The 16,718-nt window shown below is 69.6% G+C and carries 11 protein-coding genes; 7 read left to right on the top strand and 4 right to left on the bottom strand.

Features of this window, described 5'->3' with window-relative positions; all coding sequences use genetic code 11:
- The 4 genes from E6C72_RS09020 (at window position 1) to E6C72_RS09005 (ending at window position 4,862) form a co-directional block, all read left to right on the top strand.
- Entirely contained in the window at window positions 1-810 is an 810-nt protein-coding gene (locus E6C72_RS09020) for an RNA methyltransferase (protein ID WP_109086531.1), read from the top strand.
- On the top strand, window positions 807-3,008 hold the full coding sequence (locus E6C72_RS09015; protein WP_109086530.1) for a helicase-related protein: 2,202 nt from the start codon (window positions 807-809) through the stop codon (window positions 3,006-3,008). The genes E6C72_RS09020 and E6C72_RS09015 overlap by 4 nt, the downstream gene beginning before the upstream one ends.
- Window positions 3,009-3,235: 227 nt before the next feature.
- Window positions 3,236-4,537: an Nramp family divalent metal transporter gene (locus tag E6C72_RS09010; RefSeq protein ID WP_109086529.1), complete on the top strand. Its 1,302-nt coding sequence runs from the start codon at window positions 3,236-3,238 to the stop codon at window positions 4,535-4,537.
- 82 nt (window positions 4,538-4,619) lie between these two features.
- Window positions 4,620-4,862: a SlyX family protein gene (locus E6C72_RS09005; RefSeq protein WP_109086528.1), complete on the top strand. Its 243-nt coding sequence runs from the start codon at window positions 4,620-4,622 to the stop codon at window positions 4,860-4,862.
- 44 nt (window positions 4,863-4,906) lie between these two features.
- Here the strand turns inward: E6C72_RS09005 and E6C72_RS09000 are convergent, their stop codons facing one another.
- Complete coding sequence (locus E6C72_RS09000) at window positions 4,907-6,442, bottom strand: multicopper oxidase family protein (protein WP_109086527.1); 1,536 nt, start codon at window positions 6,440-6,442, stop codon at window positions 4,907-4,909.
- Window positions 6,443-6,513: 71 nt separating this feature from the next.
- Window positions 6,514-6,918 carry a hypothetical protein gene (locus E6C72_RS08995; protein ID WP_109086526.1) on the bottom strand — a complete coding sequence of 135 codons (405 nt, stop codon included), beginning with the start codon at window positions 6,916-6,918 and terminating at the stop codon, window positions 6,514-6,516.
- Between the two features lie 185 nt (window positions 6,919-7,103).
- Here E6C72_RS08995 and E6C72_RS08990 point away from each other — a divergent pair, with 185 nt between their 5' ends.
- The gene (locus E6C72_RS08990; protein WP_109086525.1) at window positions 7,104-7,313 is read left to right on the top strand and encodes a hypothetical protein; all 210 of its coding nucleotides are present in this window, start codon (window positions 7,104-7,106) and stop codon (window positions 7,311-7,313) included.
- 64 nt (window positions 7,314-7,377) lie between these two features.
- On the opposite strand, the gene pbpC is transcribed toward E6C72_RS08990, so the two are convergent.
- Together pbpC and E6C72_RS08980 are read right to left on the bottom strand one after the other, a co-directional pair.
- On the bottom strand, window positions 7,378-9,447 hold the full coding sequence (gene pbpC, locus E6C72_RS08985; protein ID WP_247875783.1) for a penicillin-binding protein 1C: 2,070 nt from the start codon (window positions 9,445-9,447) through the stop codon (window positions 7,378-7,380).
- 18 nt (window positions 9,448-9,465) lie between these two features.
- A complete protein-coding gene (locus E6C72_RS08980; protein WP_109086523.1) occupies window positions 9,466-14,679 on the bottom strand; it encodes an alpha-2-macroglobulin in 5,214 nt (1,737 codons plus the stop codon).
- A 206-nt stretch (window positions 14,680-14,885) separates the two neighbouring features.
- Here E6C72_RS08980 and E6C72_RS08975 point away from each other — a divergent pair, with 206 nt between their 5' ends.
- A complete protein-coding gene (locus tag E6C72_RS08975; protein ID WP_109086522.1) occupies window positions 14,886-15,296 on the top strand; it encodes a hypothetical protein in 411 nt (136 codons plus the stop codon).
- A gap of 50 nt (window positions 15,297-15,346) precedes the next feature.
- On the top strand, window positions 15,347-16,717 hold the full coding sequence (locus tag E6C72_RS08970; protein ID WP_109086521.1) for a PepSY domain-containing protein: 1,371 nt from the start codon (window positions 15,347-15,349) through the stop codon (window positions 16,715-16,717).
- Window position 16,718: the final 1 nt, after the last annotated feature.

Genomic DNA, 16,718 nt, shown 5'->3' with positions numbered 1-16,718 from the left:
TTGCCCACCATCATCCCGATCACCGACCCGGAAGACCCGCGCATCGAACCGTACCGCGACGTGCGGGAGCGCGATCTCGTCGGCCGTGACGGTCTGTTCATCGCCGAGGGGGCGGTGGTGGTGCGCAGCCTCGTCCAGTCCACCCGTTACCGCGCCCGCTCGCTGCTGATCGCCGACAAGCGGGCGTCGACGCTGGAGCCGATGCTGGCCGGCCTGACGGCGGACACGCCCGTCTACACCGCCACCCAGACCGTTCTGGACCGCATCGCCGGCTTCTCCCTGCATCGCGGCATCCTGGCGGTGGGGGAGAAGACCACCATCCCCACCGCGGCCGAGCTGCTGGCCGCCTGCGGCCCGGTTGCCCGCATCGTGATGCTGTTCGGCATCGGCAACCACGACAACATGGGTGGCATCTTCCGCAACGCCGCTGCCTTCGGCGCCGACGCGGTGATCCTCGATTCCGGCTGTTGCGACCCGCTCTACCGCAAGGCCATCCGTGTTTCGGTGGGTGCCACGCTGCTGGTGCCGACCGCCAAGCTGGCCCCGGACGAAGACCCGCTCGCCCTGCTCGACCGGTTCGGGTTCGAGGCGGTGGCGCTCAGCCCCGCCGGTGCCGAGACTCTGGCCGCCCTGCCCTCGCCCCGCCGTGCCGCCCTGCTGTTCGGATCTGAGGGGCCCGGCCTGCCTTCTGCACTGCTGGCCCGCGCCCGCAGTGTGCGCATCCCGATGGCCGGCGGCTTCGATTCCCTGAATGTGGCGACCACCAGCGGCATCGTGCTGCACCACATCGCTTCCGGACAGGTGCCATGACAGACGACACCGATACGCCGGCCGCCGACCCCCATCTGGTCCACGACCTCGCCGTCGCCCATCCGGAGGTGACGACGCTGGGGGCCGCCGGCCTGCTGCGGATGCCTGACGCCGAGGCGCGTGGGCTGGTGCCGCTCGGCCTGCCATTGCCGAAGGGCAAGCGTGACCTGCTGGTGCCGGCGGAACGGCGCGAAGCGATCCTGCTGGAAATCACCGGACGCATCGACCGTGCCCACCGCCGCGACGCGCTGCTGGCCCAGAGCCGCCGCGCGCTGGCGAGCAGCCATACCGCCCTTCTCTCTTGCGAGGATCGCACCCGCGTCCGCGCCGTGCGCAGCGACGAGTTGCCCTGGCCCGCACTGTCCCCGGCCATCCGACTGCAGGTCTCGCGGACCTTTGACGCGTTGGAGTTGTCGGACCTGTCCGATGCCGAGCTGTCGGCCCGGCTGGACCATGACCCAGCCCTGCGCGCCGCGCTGGACGAGGCGTTGTCGCGCGTCGCCGCCCGGCTGCGCGATCTGGCCGAGCGGGCCGGCGACGATCCCGACTGGGGCTTCGTCAGCCTCGCCGAGCGCCTGGGCAAGGCCGCCCGCAACCGCACGGACGCCGACGAACTGCTCGACCGCTGGGACCGTGAGTACGACCAATGGCGCCGCGACCGGGCGGAGGCGCGCGGCCGGCTCTATGTCGACCGCCATTTCGACTTCTCCCGCTTCGAGCGGCTGTTCCCGGTGGCGCGCGGCATGAGCCGCCGGCTGGTGCTGGTGATCGGCCCGACCAACTCCGGCAAGACCCACCGCGCCATCACCGCGTTGCGCGAGGCGCGCGACGGCGTCTATCTCGCTCCGTTGCGCCTGCTGGCCCTGGAGGTGATGGAGCGGCTGAACGCGGAGGGCACCCCCACTACCCTCATCACCGGCGAAGAGGAAATCCGCACCCCCGGCGCCCGCCACACCGCCTCCACCATCGAGGTGATGGACCCGGACCGTCCGGTCGAGGTCGCGGTGATCGACGAGATCCAGATGCTGGCCGACCCGGCGCGCGGCTGGGCCTGGACCGCAGCCCTGATGGGCGTGCCGGCCGAGACCGTCTACATCCTCGGCGCTCCCGAGGTTCGGCCGCTGGTCGAACGAGCCGCCGCCCATCTCGGCGAAGCGCTGGAAGTCGTCGAGCTTGACCGCAAGACCCCGCTGTCGATGCTCGATCGCCGGCTGGAGTGGGCGGAGGTCGAGCACGGCGACGCCCTGATCGCCTTCTCCCGCCGCGAGGTTCACAGCGTCCGCGACACGCTGCTGGCCCAGGGTCTGTCGGTCGCCGCCATCTACGGCGCGCTGGCCCCGGCGGTGCGGCGGCGCGAGGCGGCGCGCTTCCTGTCCGGCGAGGCCGACGTGGTGGTGGCGACCGACGCCATCGGCATGGGGCTGAACCTGCCTTGCCGGCGCGTGCTGTTCACCGCGCTGGAGAAGTTCGACGGCAGCAGCGTCCGCCCGCTGACCGCGACGGAGGTGAAGCAGATCGCCGGCCGCGCCGGCCGCTTCGGCCAGTTCGAGGAGGGCCATTTCGGCGTCATCGCCCGCGGCACCCCCGCCGCGCTGAAGCGTCTGCTGGAGGCGCCCGACCGTCGGCTGCGCAGCGACGCACCCCTGCCCGTCCGCCCGTCCCGCGCCATGCTGGCCCGCCTCGCCAGCCACATCGACAGCGACGAGACCCGATTGCTGGTGGAGTGCTTCGGCAGCGCGGCCACCGCCGGTTCCCCCTTCCGGCTGGCCGACCTGTCGGCGCTGCGCCGCGCCGCGCCGATGCTCGACGCCCGCCGGCTGCCCCTGTCCGCCAGGCTTGACCTGCTGCTCGCCCCTGCCGATCTGGAGGATGCGGAGGACGCCAAGGTCTTCGCCGCCATCCTCGACGCGGTGGAATCGGGAGAGAGGCTGCCGCTCGCCCGCCTGATCCCGGCACGGTTCGACGGGCTGGCCGCCGATGTGCTGGAGGCGGCCTCGCGGGCCTGCGACCTCTATTTCTGGGCCTCGCGCAAATTCCCCAACACCCTGCCCGACCGCGACCGGGTGCGCAGCGCCCGCGACGCCATCGGCCTGCGCCTGTCGGAAGCGCTGGCCTCGCGTGCCCGCCGCCGCGAGCCTCCGCCCGCCGCCGGGTTCCGCGGCGCGCCCCGCAAGCGCTTCGGCCCACGTCGCCGCTGAGGCAGGTGGGATTGGTTCCCGGCGAAATTCGTCCGCATGGCACTGCTGCGCTGCGAACGACGTGAGAGCCACGCTGTTCTGAACTGGACCTGCTTCGGCAGAACCCTTACATTGATAGCTGTCGCCTATTGATGTGTTCAGAAACATCGATTGGACGCTATCGAAAGGCTCTGCCATTGTTGCATCTGCGGCCAAGCCTCTGGCCGTCCCGTTCAGGAGCAACCGGCGTGAAGACCGCATCCCCCACCATCGCCGACACCGTCCATACCCCTGCCACCGCCCACAGCCCAGTGGCGGGACGCCGGTTCTGGACCATGCTCGGCCCCGGTTTCGTGGTGGCGGTCGGCTACATGGATCCGGGCAACTGGGCGACGGACATCGCGGCCGGCTCCAGCTTCGGCTTCGCCCTGCTGTCGGCAGTGCTGATCGCCAGTCTGGCCGGCATCTTCCTGCAAGGGCTGATCGTCCGGCTGACGCTGGCGACTGGCACCGATCTGGCCCGGCTGATCCGCCAGCGCTTCCCGCGGCCAGTGGCGATGCTGGTGTGGGTGGTGTCGGAACTGGCGATGATCGCCACCGATCTGGCCGAGCTGCTGGGCAGCGCCATCGCGCTGAAGCTGCTGTTCGGCATTCCGATCATGGCCGGCGTGGTGATCTCCGCCGTGCTGACCTTCGGCATCCTGGCCCTGCCCGGTGCCCGTGGCCGCGCCCCCGAACTGGTGGTCGGCGCGCTGATGAGCGTGGTGGTGGTGTGCTTCTCCTGGGAGCTGGTGATTGCCCGCCCCAACCCCGCCGCCCTGCTGGCCGGCCTGATGCCGAGCGTCGAACTGGCCCGGAATCCGGAGATGCTGTACCTGTCGCTGGGCATCATCGGTGCCACCGTCATGCCGCACAATCTGTTCCTGCATTCCGGTCTGGTGCAGGCCCGGCTGGCCGAGGTGAGGACCGAAGAGGAGCGCCGGCAGGCCGCCCGCTGGCTGACCATCGACCTGTCGACCGCCCTGGCGCTGGCCGGTCTGGTCAACGGCGCCATCCTGGCGGTCGCCGCCGTGGCGTTCCAGGGAGCCGCCGCAGGCGCCTCCCCCGGCATCGAGGACGCACACGCCCTGCTGGGCAGCAGCATCGGCGGCGTCGCCGCCCTGGTCTTCGCCATCGCCCTGCTGGCCGCCGGTCAAAGCTCCACCACCACCGGTACCATGGCCGGGCAGATGGTGACGGAGGGCTTCCTGAACCTGCGGCTGCGCCCGGTCACCCGCGCGCTGATCACCCGCGGCGCTTCGCTGATGCCGGCGTTGGCGGTGCTGGGCAGCGCCGGAGACGGGGCGGTGGACGGGCTGCTGGTCCTGAGCCAGGTGGTTCTGGCCCTGACCCTGCCCTTCATTCTGATCCCGATGCTGATGCTGCTGCGAAATGACAAGCTGATGGGCGGGCTGGCGATGGCGCCGCTGACCCTCAGGCTGGCGAGCCTGACCGTTCTGGTACTGACCGGCCTGTCCGGCTGGCTGGCCGGCACCACAGCGATGGTATGAGCGGAAAGGCACCTCGACCCGGAACCGGGAATGGTCCATCTTGCGGGCCGTTCCCCGTTTCTCCTGTCTGATCGGTACCGTTATGGATCCCGCCCTCGAACAACGCCTTATTGAAGAACGCCTTATTGAACAACGTCTGGCCGACCTCGAAAGCCGTCTCGCCCATCACGAGCGCATGGCGGAGGAGATGTCGGAGGTCATCTTCGCCCAGGGCCAGACCATCGACCGCCTGACCGCCCAGCTGAAGCGTATGCGCGACCGGGTGGAGGCGGCGGAATATGCCATCGCCTCCCCGCAGGACGAGCGGCCGCCGCCGCATTATTGAAGTAGACGATGGGGGCGGTGTCGTCCGCCCCCAATGCCAACGCCTCAGACGAACCCCTCATACACAACCTCGGTCATCATCCCGGTGGCCATGTGCAGCAGGTTGTGGCAGTGCAGCGGCCAGCGCCCGGGATTGTCGGCGTCGAAGGCGACCGTAACGCTGCCCATCATCGGCACCAGCACGGTGTCGCGTACCGCCCCCACCACCGGCCGGCCGTCGATGGCCACGACTTGGAAATGGTGGCCGTGCAGGTGCATGGGATGCGCCATCATCGAGGCATTCTCGAAGGTCAGCTCCACCCGCTGGCCCTGGCGCACCATCAGCGGCCGATGCGTGCCGAAGGTCAGCCCATCGAGACTCCAGACATAGGGCATCATCGACCCGGTCAGCTGGATCCGCTGCGTCAGGTCGGCCGGCCGCGCCGGCAGGGGAGTCCTGGCAACCAGTTGCCGCTCCAGCGACAGGTCCAACGGGTCGGTCGCCGCCGGGCCGGTCGCTGCGATTTTCTCCACCGCGGCACCGGGGGTGGCGAGAATGATGCCGGTGCGCTGCACCGCCCCCTCGCGCAAGGCCAGGATCGGGAAGGCGCCCCCCTCGGCCGGCAGGGTCAGGCGAATGTCCAGCCGCTGGCCCATGCTCATGCCGAAGCGGCTGCCCGTCACCGGCTGCACCGGATTGCCGTCGGCGGCGATGACCTGCCCGCTCAGCCGCCCAAGGTCGAGATGGAAGGCGGTCGAGGTGGCGCCGTTGATGACGCGCAGCCGGACCCGCCCGCCCCGCTCCACCCGGACCACCTCCGGGTCGGCGAGCGTGCGATCGTTGGCGAGGTAGGCGTCGTACTCGACGTCGTTCAGGTCCATCGCCATGCCGCCGGACATCCCGGCCATGTCGTGACCGGGGCCGTGGCTCATCCCGCCCTGGCTCATCCCGCCATGGTTCATCGCACCGTGATCCATCGAACCATGGCCAATGGAGCCGTGATCCATTTGACCGTGCCCGCCATGCGCCATCCCGCCGGCCGGCGCACCGAGCGCAGCCAGCAGCTCCGCCGGGTCGCGGAAGGTGAAGTCGTGCAGCAGGATGGTTACCTCCTGCTCGTCGGCGCGCAGGTCGTCTGCGCGGCGGACAACCAGCGGGGCTGCCATCAGAAGCTGTTCCTGCATCCCGTGGTGGGAATGCATCCAATGGGTTCCACTGCGCGGCGTGAAGTCGTAGCGAACGGACTCGCCGCTGCGGATCGCCGGGCGGTTCCGGTCGATGACACCGTCCTGGACATAAGGCGGAGTCTGGCCATGCCAGTGAATGACCGCATCCTCCCCCGCACGGTTGGCGAGATCGAGCAGGAAGCGCTGGCCGGGGTCCAGCGTCAACCCGTGGGTGCCGTCGGGTTGGCGGATGCCGAACACGCTGGCCGCCTTGCCGTTCACCTCAAGCGTGCGGCGGTCGACCGTCAGACGCATGGGTTCGCCGGCAGCCGAACCGGCGGCAAGGGCGGAGCGGGGAAAAGCGGGCAGCAAAGCGGCACAGCCGCCGGCAACCACCGTAGACAGCAGACGGCGGCGCGAAAGCGCAAGAGTCATGACGGACTCCGAATGATCGGGTGCTTGGAGGATGGAGGAAGGTGCCGCGGAAGCTCAGCGGCGCGGGATCATCATCCCAGTCGCGGCGGCGGCAGATCGGGCCTGACACCCAACCCTTCACGCAACGGCCCGGCGGCCCAACCCAGATGCGACCCGGTGGACGCGACCGGCGTCAGAACCTCCGCATTCGGCAGCCCGATCGCCACGGTGGCACAGGCCATCCCGGCGCAGCAGGACTGCAACGCGTGATGCGTCCGCCCTGGTGCTTGTCGATCATGGTTCATCCCATTCACGTCCGCCATCTTCGGATCCGACGCGTGGGACATGCCGTACGCCGCGGCGGCGGCAGGCTCAGCCCGCCGGTCATGCGGGCAGGCAGCGGTGGCGGCGTCCGACCACAGCAGCAGGCCAAGGATCACGAGGACCAACACCCCCGTGCCCCCGCACAGCCTCCACATCCAGTCGGCGACGCGCATCGGCACCGCAGCGCTCCCGCTTGTTCTCAGCCTTTTCAGATAGGTCTTCGGATGGAGCCGGTCAACCGCCCCAACCGTCGGGCAGGACTTCTACCCATTCAGCCCTAGGCGTTTTCCCGAACATGGAACTGCAACACACCGCGCCTATATTGGCGCTCACACGAAACCAACCGACCGCTTCCGAGATGTCCGCCTCCGCCCGTCCGGCCGCCACCCCGCACATCGCGACCCGCCAACTGCATTGCGCCTGCTGCGGCCGCCCCTTTGTTCGTCCCTCCATGCGCGGGCCGGCACCGCTCTATTGCTCGGTGGATTGCCAGAAGCAGATGCGCGTCCGCACGCGGGTATGGAGCCAGCGCGACGACGCTCCCTTCGGCCTGCGCCGCGCCTCCTAGAGTGTGATCGGTTCAAGCGGAATCGCTTGAGGCGTGGATCACACGGAAAAACAGACTCCAGTCCTTACCGTATCTCCACGGTCGCGCTGTCGCTGCGACCATCGGCGTCCAGCACGGTGACCCGCACCACCCCCGGACCGTCCGGACGCCACACCACCTCCCGCGCGATCGGCGACTGGGCGATCCGCCGTCCGTCGATCAGCCAGGACAGTGGACGCCGCCCGCCACTGGCCGTCAGGGTCATCGGTTCCCCCCTGCCATCCGGCCCCAGCGCCTCCAACACCATGTCGCTGACCGGGAAGGTCAGGCGCAGCCGGTCGGTCTGGCGCGGCCCGGCCAATTCCACCTCGCCCGGCCGCAGGCGGCGCAGCAACTCCGGCGGCGCCTCGCTCCTCACCGGGCCGGCGGGTCGGCCACGCTCGGCCGGCAGCCGGTCGAAGACCTCGAACAGAAGCGGAGCGGCGGTGTTGCGGCCGTAATGGTCGGGGCTGGGCGTGCCATCCGGCCGACCGACCCACACGCCGACCGTATAGCGCCCGGTGACACCGAAGGCCCAGGCATCACGGAAGCCATAGCTGGTGCCGGTCTTCAGCGCCACAGGTCCGCTGCCGCGCAGTTCCTGAGCCTGCACCACCCCTGGGGGGGGCGGGGAGCCTTCCAGGATCGCCCGCACCTGCTGGGCCGCAGTGGCCGACAGCAGCCGCTGCTCCGTGCCGACGGCCTCATCCAGCCTGGCACGCAGCGGCGCCACCAACCCGTCGCGCGCCAGCCCGCTGTAGAGCATCGTCGTATCCCACAGGCTGATCGACGCCCCGCCCAGCGCCACCGGGAGCCCCGGCAGCGCCGTCCGGCCGGGCAGCACCAGCCGGGCGCCGGCCTTGCGCAACGCCTCGGCGAAGCGCAGCGGCCCGACACGGTCGAGCACCAGAACCGCCGGTACGTTCAGCGAGCGCTGCAACGCCTCCATCACCGTCAGGTCGCCGGTGAAGCTGCGGTCGAAGTTGCGCGGCGCCCAGTCGCCGAAGCGGGTGGAGACGTCGGCGATCTGGGTCAGCGGGTGGATGATGCCGTCGTCGAAGCCCAGCCCATAGATGAAGGGCTTTAGCGCCGACCCCGGCGAGCGCACCGCCCGCACCATGTCGATCGGCCCCTGCCGCGTTTCGTCCAGCGCATTGGGACTGCCAAGATAGGCCAGCACCGAGCGGTCGCGGTTGTCGACCACCAGCACCGCCAGCCCGGCCTGCGGGTTCAGCGTCTCCGCTGCCCGCCGTCCCAGCGCCTCGACCGCCTGTTGCAGGGTGCCGTCGATGGTCGTGACGATCTCCACCCGGCCAGGATTGGCACCACGCAGACGGTCGGCGAGATGCGGGGCGGAGGTCGGCAGGGGCAGGCGGGTTGACGGCACAGGCAGTGATTTCGCCTCTGCCACTGCCTTGGCTGACAGGGCGCTCGCCTCCGCCACCCGGTCCAGCACCTTGTCGCGCGCCGCCCGTGCCCGTTCAGGATAGCGGTCGGGCCGCAGATGGGAGGGGGATTGCGGCAAGGAGACCAGCAGCGCCGCCTCCGCCGCGTCCAGTTCCCGCGGCGATTTGCCCAGCAGCATCAGCGAAGCGGCCCGGATGCCCTCGATATTGCCGCCATAGGGGGCGAGGGTCAGATACATGCCGAGGATGTCGCGCTTGCCATAGCGCCATTCCAGCTGCGCCGCCCTCGCCGCCTCGATCAGCTTGGCGGAGAGGGTGCGCGGCCGCGGCTCCAGCAGGCGCGCAACCTGCATGGTGATGGTGGAGGCGCCGGAAACGACCCGACCCGCCCCCAGATTCTGCGCCGCCGCCCGCAGCACGGCCAGCGGATCGACGCCGGCATGGCTCTCGAACCGCCGGTCCTCATAGGCCAGCAGCAGTTCGACGAACAGCGGCGAGACATCGTCCACCGTCGCCAGCAGCCGCCACGCGCCGGCCGCGTTGGTGAAGACGCGGAGCGGCTGGCCCTTGCGGTCGGTGACGGTCACAGACAGGTCGGCCAGTCGATCCAGCGGCGGCGGGAACAGCCGGTCGAGCAGCAGCGCCGCCCCCATCAGGGCGGCGGCGCCCAGGGCCGCCGATCCTGCCCGCCTTACCCAGACGTTACGCACCCAACCCCGCGCCAATCCTCACTCCGCCGGACGGACCGTGATCCGCCCGGTGGTCTGGCGGGCGAAGAAGCGCGGCTTGTACATGTCCTCGACCGTCGCACCCGGCAGCTCGTAGGTGCCGGGGGTGATGGCGCGGACGATGAAGGCCAGCTTGAAAGTCTGCTGGTCCTCCGTCAGGTCCACCGCAGCGACATAACGGTCGTCGCGCGCCTCGGTCGTGCGGGTGTAGGTCAGGTCGCCCAGCCACGCCATCTCCTCCGGTGTGCCGCCGCCCAGCTTGGCGTTCTCGATCTCCCAGCCGGCGGGCAGCGCATGGGTCACCATGCCCTGGTGGAACAGCTTGGTGTTGGCCTCGCCCTCCAGCACGACGACGAACACGTCGTTCTGCTTGATGGTGTCGAGGTTCAGCACCTCGCCCTTGCGGGTGAAGAAGTTGCGCTTGATGCGCAGCCCCTCGCGCGCCGCCGGCTGAGGCGCCACCGGCACGCCGGACAACGACACCGCCTGCCAGACCGCCGCCTTGCCGGCATTGGCGACCGGAATACCGGCATTGAGCTGGGCCAACGTCGGTGTCAAATCGACCCGCGCGCCGTCCTTCTTCGCACCGCCCAGCGTCATCTCCGCCTTGGCCGGCGCGCCGCGCAGCAGCGCGTCGGCGGCCAGCACCGACCACGCCTTCTCCTGTGTGTTGGTGCGGTTCGCGGCGGTGGCGGAGGCGGGCAGACGGTCGATCAGCGCCGGGATGCGGTTGCCCGCCATGTTGACCTCGGTCATCAGCGCAACCAGCGCCGCGGCGTCGCGGACGGTGGAGCCGTAATCGACATGCCATTCCTCGCGCGCCAGATGACCGACCGCGCTGTCGAAGGCGCCGGCCGCCCGCTCCTGGTCGCCCATGCGGGCCAGCGCCGCTCCCAACTGCCCCTTGGCCAGCGGCGTCGGCAGCTTCTCCAGCGCAGTGTCGTACAGGTAGCGCGCCGGCCCCGGCAGCGACACGCCGGCCAGGGCCAGCGTGTGCAGGGCATAGGCGCGCACCGCCATCTCGTTCGGCTCCGACGCGCTGGCGATGGCGCGCTGGCGCAGCCAGTTCAAGGCGTCGGTCAGCGGCTTGTCCGGCACCGCCTCGCCCTTCTGCTTGGCGCGGACCAGGAACTCGGTGGCATAGGCGCTCAGCCAGCCATCAGCCTCGTCATTGGCGCCCCACAGGCCGAAGGCTCCATCGAAGCGCTGCTTGTCCAACGTGCGGGAGATCGCCTGCTGGACGCGGGCCTCCAGCCCATCGTCCGGTTTGCGGTCCTTGCCCAGCGCCAGTTCCACGTCCCGCACCACCAGCAGCGGCAGGGCGCGGCTGACCGTCTGCTCCAGACAGCCGAACGGATAGCGGTCGAGCGCCCGCAGGATGCCGGCAACGTCGAAGGGCGGTGCGGTGGTGAAGCTGGCCGACCAGCTGGTGGTTCCCGGCAGGTAGGTCGCCAGCTCGGCCCCGTCGAAGCGGACGCTCTCGCCCGGCGCGATCTGGCGGGTGACGAACTGGGTCTCCACCGCGCGGGCGGGGCGGACGGTGATGCCGTAGTCGTGGTTCAGCGCCAGATTTTCCGGCCCCTTCACCGCCACGGCGACATGACCGATGCCGGCGGCGACACCCTTCAGCGGCACCACCAGCGTCTTGCGCTCGCCCTTCGCCAGCGGGACGGAGAGGTTTCCCCCCTCCACCGCAACCGCGTCCTGGGCAGTGACGGCGACCTCATAGGTGCCGGCCGCCGCTTCGACATTGTGCAGGGACAGGGTCACGCGGCTGTCATCGCCGGGGGCGAGGAAGCGCGGCAGGATGGCGTCGGCAACCAGCGGATCGCGCACCGTCACCGGCCCGGCGGCGGAGCCGACGCGGCCGCGGCTGTAGGCGACCGCCATCAGCCGAAGCTCGCCGTTGAAGTCCGGCACGTCGAAGCCGATGCGGGCGGTGCCGTCGGCGCCGACCTTCACCGGCCCGTGGAACAGCGAAACCACGGTGAATGGCACCACCGGCAGGCCGGCGCCGCTGGAATCGCCGCCCTGGCGCATGGCGCCATAGGGACCATCGAGCGGGTCGATCAACCGGCCGTAATCGTCACGGATGTCCAGGCCAAGGCGGCGCTTGCCGAAATAATGCTTCTCCGGCTGCGGGCTGGCGAAATCGGTCAGACGCAGGATGCCCTCGTCCACCGCAGCCAGCGTGACATAGGTGTCCTCCATCGATCCGCCATCGGCGGCGGCGACCTTCACCCCGACCTCAAGCCGGCTGCGCGGACGCATCACCTGCGGTGCGTCGAGCGTGACGGTCATCGTGCGCACCGACGGATCGACCCCGACCCAAGCGACGCCCATGGCACGCACCGGCTGACGCTCGCGGCCCTTGACGGGCGGGCGGTAGGCGGTGGCGGTGACATAGGCGCCCGGCCCCCAGGCGGCATCGACCGGGATCTCCACCGTCGCCCCCTCGGCGGGCACCGAGATGGTGCGCACGTCGAAAATGCGGTCGGTCGCCACCGTCACCAGCATCTCTCCGGCGAAGGGCGGCGCCACGCGGATGCGTGCGGTCTCGCCCGGCTTGTAGGACTGCCTGTCGGTCGAAACCTCCAGCTTGTCCGGGATGTCGGCGGTCTCGTCGCCGCTCGCCCAACCCGAATAGAAGCGGTAGGAGCTGGCGACCCCCGCCGCCTTGTCCGTCACCTCCAGTCGGTAACGGCCGAAGTCGCGCTTGCCCAGCGCCACCAGCGCCGGCTTGTCGGCGCCGACATCGACGGTACCGGATGCCAGCGGCACGTCGCGCACCGTGGCGTTGTAGCTGTAACGGCCGTCGCGGCGGAACCAGACGAAGGAAACGCGCTCCTCCACCAGCTCCCACTTGACGCCGGGCTTGGCCACGGCGCTGCCGTCCGGCGCCACGGCGACCAGATCGAAGGCGGCCTCGCCGCCCTCGCCGACGCGCCCGTCGGAGAAGCGCGGGCGCAGGCCCAGCGCATGGGTCTTCGGCCGGACCGGAACGCTGACCGACTTGCGGACCGGGCGCCCGCCCGGCTCCGACAGGGTGACGCGGATGTCGGCGCGCAGCGGCTTGCTGGTGTCCGGCACCTCCGGCAGGGTCACGGCGATGTGCGACACCCCCTGCTCGTCGGTGGTCGGGAATTCCAGCGGGTCGAGCCGCTCGGTCGGGTTGTCCTGCACCCGGCCGAAGCGATAGTCCTTAAAGGCCGGATAGGGCATCGGGTCGGTCTTCAGCGCCACCTCGGCGGTGCCTTCCAGACCCGCGGCCGGCGGGCCATAGAGGAAGCGGCCCTGCGCCGTCACCTCGAAAGGCTGGCCAGGCACCAGGATCGGCGCGCTGGCGGTCACGTCGAGCGCCAGCTTGATCGGCACGAAATCCTCGACCTGGAAGGAGCCGCGGCCGATCGGCTCGCCCTTCGGGTCGCTGTAGACCAGCACCTCCCAGCCGCCCAGTGGCGCGGTGCGCGTCAGGGTCAGCGGCAGGAAGAAGCCGCCGGCCTCCTGCCCCTTCAGGGCGCCGCTGTAATATTCGGTGCCGCTGGGGCGCAGAACCTTGACCGTCAGCGGGAAGTTATCCACCGCCTCGGTCTTGTCGTCACGCAGCAGGATCGACAGGTTCACCGTCTCGCCCTGGCGATAGACGCCACGGTCGGAATAGACGAAGGCGTCCATCGGCCCGGGCGCCGGACGTCCGCCGACCCCGCGGTCGCTGAGGTCGAAGGCGGCACCCGTCAGGTCCTGCATGGCGAAATCGGTGCCGAGATAGGCCATCACCATCTCAGGCGCATTGCCGCCGGTCTTCAGCAGGCCGGGCGCGAAGCGGGCGCGGCCGAACTCGTCGGTCTTGGCGCGGGCCAATTCGGAATTGTTGCGGGCGACCAGGGCGACATCCACCCCCGGAAGCGGCTTGGCGGTGCCGAAGGAGCGGGCGAAGACGGTCAGCCCGTCGGCACCGCGGAAACTGGTCAGGCCGATGTCGGAGAGCAGCACCCATTGCGTCGCCAGGGATTCCCAGCGGTCGGCCTGCTCCACGTCATGCGGACGGGCGGTGACGACATAGAGGCCGGCCTTGGGATCGTCACCCACCGCCTGACGGAACGGGATCGCCGCGGTGGTGTCGCGGTTGCGCTCCCCCTTCACGTCCAGCGAGCCGGACCACACAAGCTCGCCATTCTCCTGGGCCAGCCGGTCGGCGGAGTAGCTGGTCAGCTCGTTGAAGATATTGCCTTCATACTTGTTGGACACCAGCGCCCGATCGGCGATGCGATAGACCGACACGTCGAGCCGGTCGGTGTTGACGCTGATCACCGGGATGCCGTCGGCGCCCTTGCGCGGCAGGATGTAGGCGGAGCCGCGGAAGGCCGCCATCGACGGCCGGTCGGGCACGCGGATGCGCTGGGTCTCGTCGGCCCTCAGGTTCACGCCGTCCTCGCCGGGCAGCCCCTGGCGCAGGGTGACCGTGTAGCCGGCACCATGGATGACGCCGCGCAGGCACAGGCCGTTGTCGCGGGTCTCGATGGCGATCTTGGTCGGCGGCTCGATGCGGATATAGTCGTCGAAACGCACGCCCTGCTTGCTGCTCAGCCGATCGTTGAACTGGAAGCAGGCCCGCGGGCTGCTGCCCTCCGGGTTGACGGTAACGCCGGTCATCACCAGCCCCGCCTTGCGGCGCAGCGCGATGATGCGCTCCTCCAGCTTCGGCGCCTGGGTGTCGAGAGTAGCGGCCTCCATCTTCGGCGCCAGTTCGCGGATCGCCTTCAGCGCCTTCACCGCCTCGTCCGGCTTGCCGAAAGGCTCATCCATCAGGGTGGCGATGCGCCAGAGGACGGCGACGCGCTCCTCGTCCTTCGGGTTGAACTGCCCGGCCATCACGGCGCTTTGCAGCGCGCGGTCCTTGTTGGGCGGGGATGCGGTCATCCAAGCCGCACTCAGCTCCAGCCAGACCGACGGCGAACCACCGCCCTGGGTGATGGTCTTCTCATAGGCCTGGATGGCGCCGGCCATGTCCTTGCGGTCGCGGGCGGCCCGCGCCTGCTTCAGCAGGTCGGCGATCACCTGCGGCTTCGGCTGCGGCGGCGATTTCAGCAGCAGCCCGTTGGCATAGGCGGTGGCGTCCGAAAGCGCCCCCGGCGGCGTGTAGTCGGCACGGACCGGAGCGGCCGCGAAAACCATCACCACCAGAACCCAAAGCAGCGTCAGCAGCCGTGCCATCTTATCGCCTTACAACCGGAAGCGGGAGTGCATCCGGTTATAGCGCTGATAATCGGGTCATGGCGATATGGCGAACCGCCGATGCACCGTTCGGCTGTGCGGTTACCACCGCGCTTGCCGACGCGGCTGACTCCACCGGCACTTGTCCGCCGATGGAAGATCCGGTAACGCTCGACGCATCAGGATTGCGCCACGAGCGGTAAACGATGCTGGCATATTGCCGCAAGCTGAATGAACGGTGGGGGCTGGCGCTTGCACTCGCGCTCAGCCTCAGCCTGTTCGTTCGCCTTGCCGCACCCTACGCCGGCGCCGCCGACCGCGACGGCTATGTCGCGATCTGCACCGGCGGCGAAATCGTCTATCTGCCGGCAGACCATGACGGTCTGCCGCTGCCGGACGGCGGGCAGACCGACAAGCCGGACCTCCCGCCGCTACACCTGCCCTGCAGCTGGCTCGGACAGTTTCTCGTCCTGCTGCCGGCCTTGCAGATGCTGGTCCTGCCCACGGCGCAGGGTCTGCCTGCGGCACTGCTGGAGCCTGAGCAGCCGCACCACCCGAAACCCCTCAAGCCTTTTCAGTCGCAAGCCCCCCCATCCGGTCGCCATCCGACGCACTGACCCGCCCGCCTGTCGGGCGAACCGCATCGCGACGACCGAATGGACAATTCATGACACAAACTCTGCAAGGCGGAGCCTTCGGCTCTGCCCTTTACCGTGCGCTGTGGCGTTGGCATTTCTTCGCCGGGCTGATCTGCGCCCCCATCGTCATCCTGCTTTCCATCACCGGCGCCCTCTATCTGTTCAAGGACGAGATCAACGACAGCCTGCACCGCGAGTTGCGCCTCGTCGCTCCCCAATCGACGGAGCGGCTGGCTCCGTCCGCCCTCGTCATCCGGGCACTGGACGCTCATCCCGGCACGCTCAAGGGCTACGGGGCGCCCGCAGCACCCGACCGCCCCGCCGAAGTGAAGATCGTCGGTGCCGACGGATTGAAGGACATCGTCTATGTCGATCCCTATGACGGCCGGGTGCTGGGCAGCCTGTGGGACGGCGGATTCGCCGGTTCCCCAACCATGTATGTCGTGCGCAAGCTGCACAGCCTGCAATATGCCGGCTGGTTCGCGGAGCGCATCGTCGAGGCCGTGGCCGGCTGGATGGTGCTGATGACCGCGTCCGGCATCTATCTCTGGTGGCCGCGCGGCCAGCAGAAGGGCGGCCAATGGGGCGGTGTCGTCACCGTGCGCGGGACACCGGGCAAGCGCGTGTTCTGGCGCGACCTGCACGCCGTCACCGGCGTCTTCGTCAGCATCGTCATCGTCTTCCTGGCGATGACCGGGCTGCCCTGGTCCGGCTATTGGGGCAAGAAGTTCTACAGTGCGGCCTACGCGGTCGGCATGGGCATGCCGGACGGCTATTGGGACAAGTACCCGGTCTCCTCCGTCCCGCTGAAGGACACCATCGACCACGCCCCCTGGATCGTCGAAAACCAGCCGACGCCCCTGTCCACGGCGGCGGCCGGGGTTCCCGCCAAGCTGGACGACGTGGTGCGCACGGTGGAGGCACTGGGCATGGCACCGGGTTTCGCCGTCGTCATCCCGGCCAAGCCGGACGGCGTCTTCACCGCCTCCGTCTATCCGGACGACATCAGCCGGGAACGGGTTGTCCATCTCGACCAGTATACCGGCAGGGTGCTGTTCGACATGCAGTTGAAGGACCTGGGGCTGTTCGGCCGGCTGGCGGAATGGGGCATCAGCATCCATATGGGCCAGGCCTTCGGACTGGCGAACCAGCTTGTCCTGCTCGCCGCACTGGTCGGCATGGTCGGACTGACGGTGTCCGGAATCGTGATGTGGTGGAAGCGCCGCCCGGCGGGCAGTCTGGGCGCACCGCGCCTGCCGGCGGGACAGCCGGTGCCAAGGGGGTTGATCCTGATCGCGGCTGCGGGCGGCCTGTTCTTCCCGATGGTGGGCATTTCGATGCTCGCCTTCGCGGTCATCGAGGTGGCCGTTTACGGCACCCGCGCCCTGCGGACGGCTTGAT

Origin of the sequence: Azospirillum sp. TSH100, from assembly GCF_004923295.1 — a bacterium.
GTDB lineage: Bacteria > Pseudomonadota > Alphaproteobacteria > Azospirillales > Azospirillaceae > Azospirillum.
This window is presented reverse-complemented; position numbering and strand designations above follow the sequence as displayed.

What these genes read in the sequence shown, in the direction of transcription:
- E6C72_RS08980 (WP_109086523.1), bottom strand. Translation starts at nt 14,679, where the DNA reads ATGGCACGGCTGCTGACGCTGCTTTGGGTTCTGGTGGTGATGGTTTTC.
- E6C72_RS09005 (WP_109086528.1), top strand. Translation starts at nt 4,620, where the DNA reads ATGGATCCCGCCCTCGAACAACGCCTTATTGAAGAACGCCTTATTGAA.
- E6C72_RS08975 (WP_109086522.1), top strand. Translation starts at nt 14,886, where the DNA reads ATGCTGGCATATTGCCGCAAGCTGAATGAACGGTGGGGGCTGGCGCTT.
- E6C72_RS08990 (WP_109086525.1), top strand. Translation starts at nt 7,104, where the DNA reads ATGTCCGCCTCCGCCCGTCCGGCCGCCACCCCGCACATCGCGACCCGC.
- E6C72_RS09000 (WP_109086527.1), bottom strand. Translation starts at nt 6,442, where the DNA reads ATGACTCTTGCGCTTTCGCGCCGCCGTCTGCTGTCTACGGTGGTTGCC.
- E6C72_RS09015 (WP_109086530.1), top strand. Translation starts at nt 807, where the DNA reads ATGACAGACGACACCGATACGCCGGCCGCCGACCCCCATCTGGTCCAC.
- E6C72_RS08970 (WP_109086521.1), top strand. Translation starts at nt 15,347, where the DNA reads ATGACACAAACTCTGCAAGGCGGAGCCTTCGGCTCTGCCCTTTACCGT.
- E6C72_RS08995 (WP_109086526.1), bottom strand. Translation starts at nt 6,918, where the DNA reads ATGCGCGTCGCCGACTGGATGTGGAGGCTGTGCGGGGGCACGGGGGTG.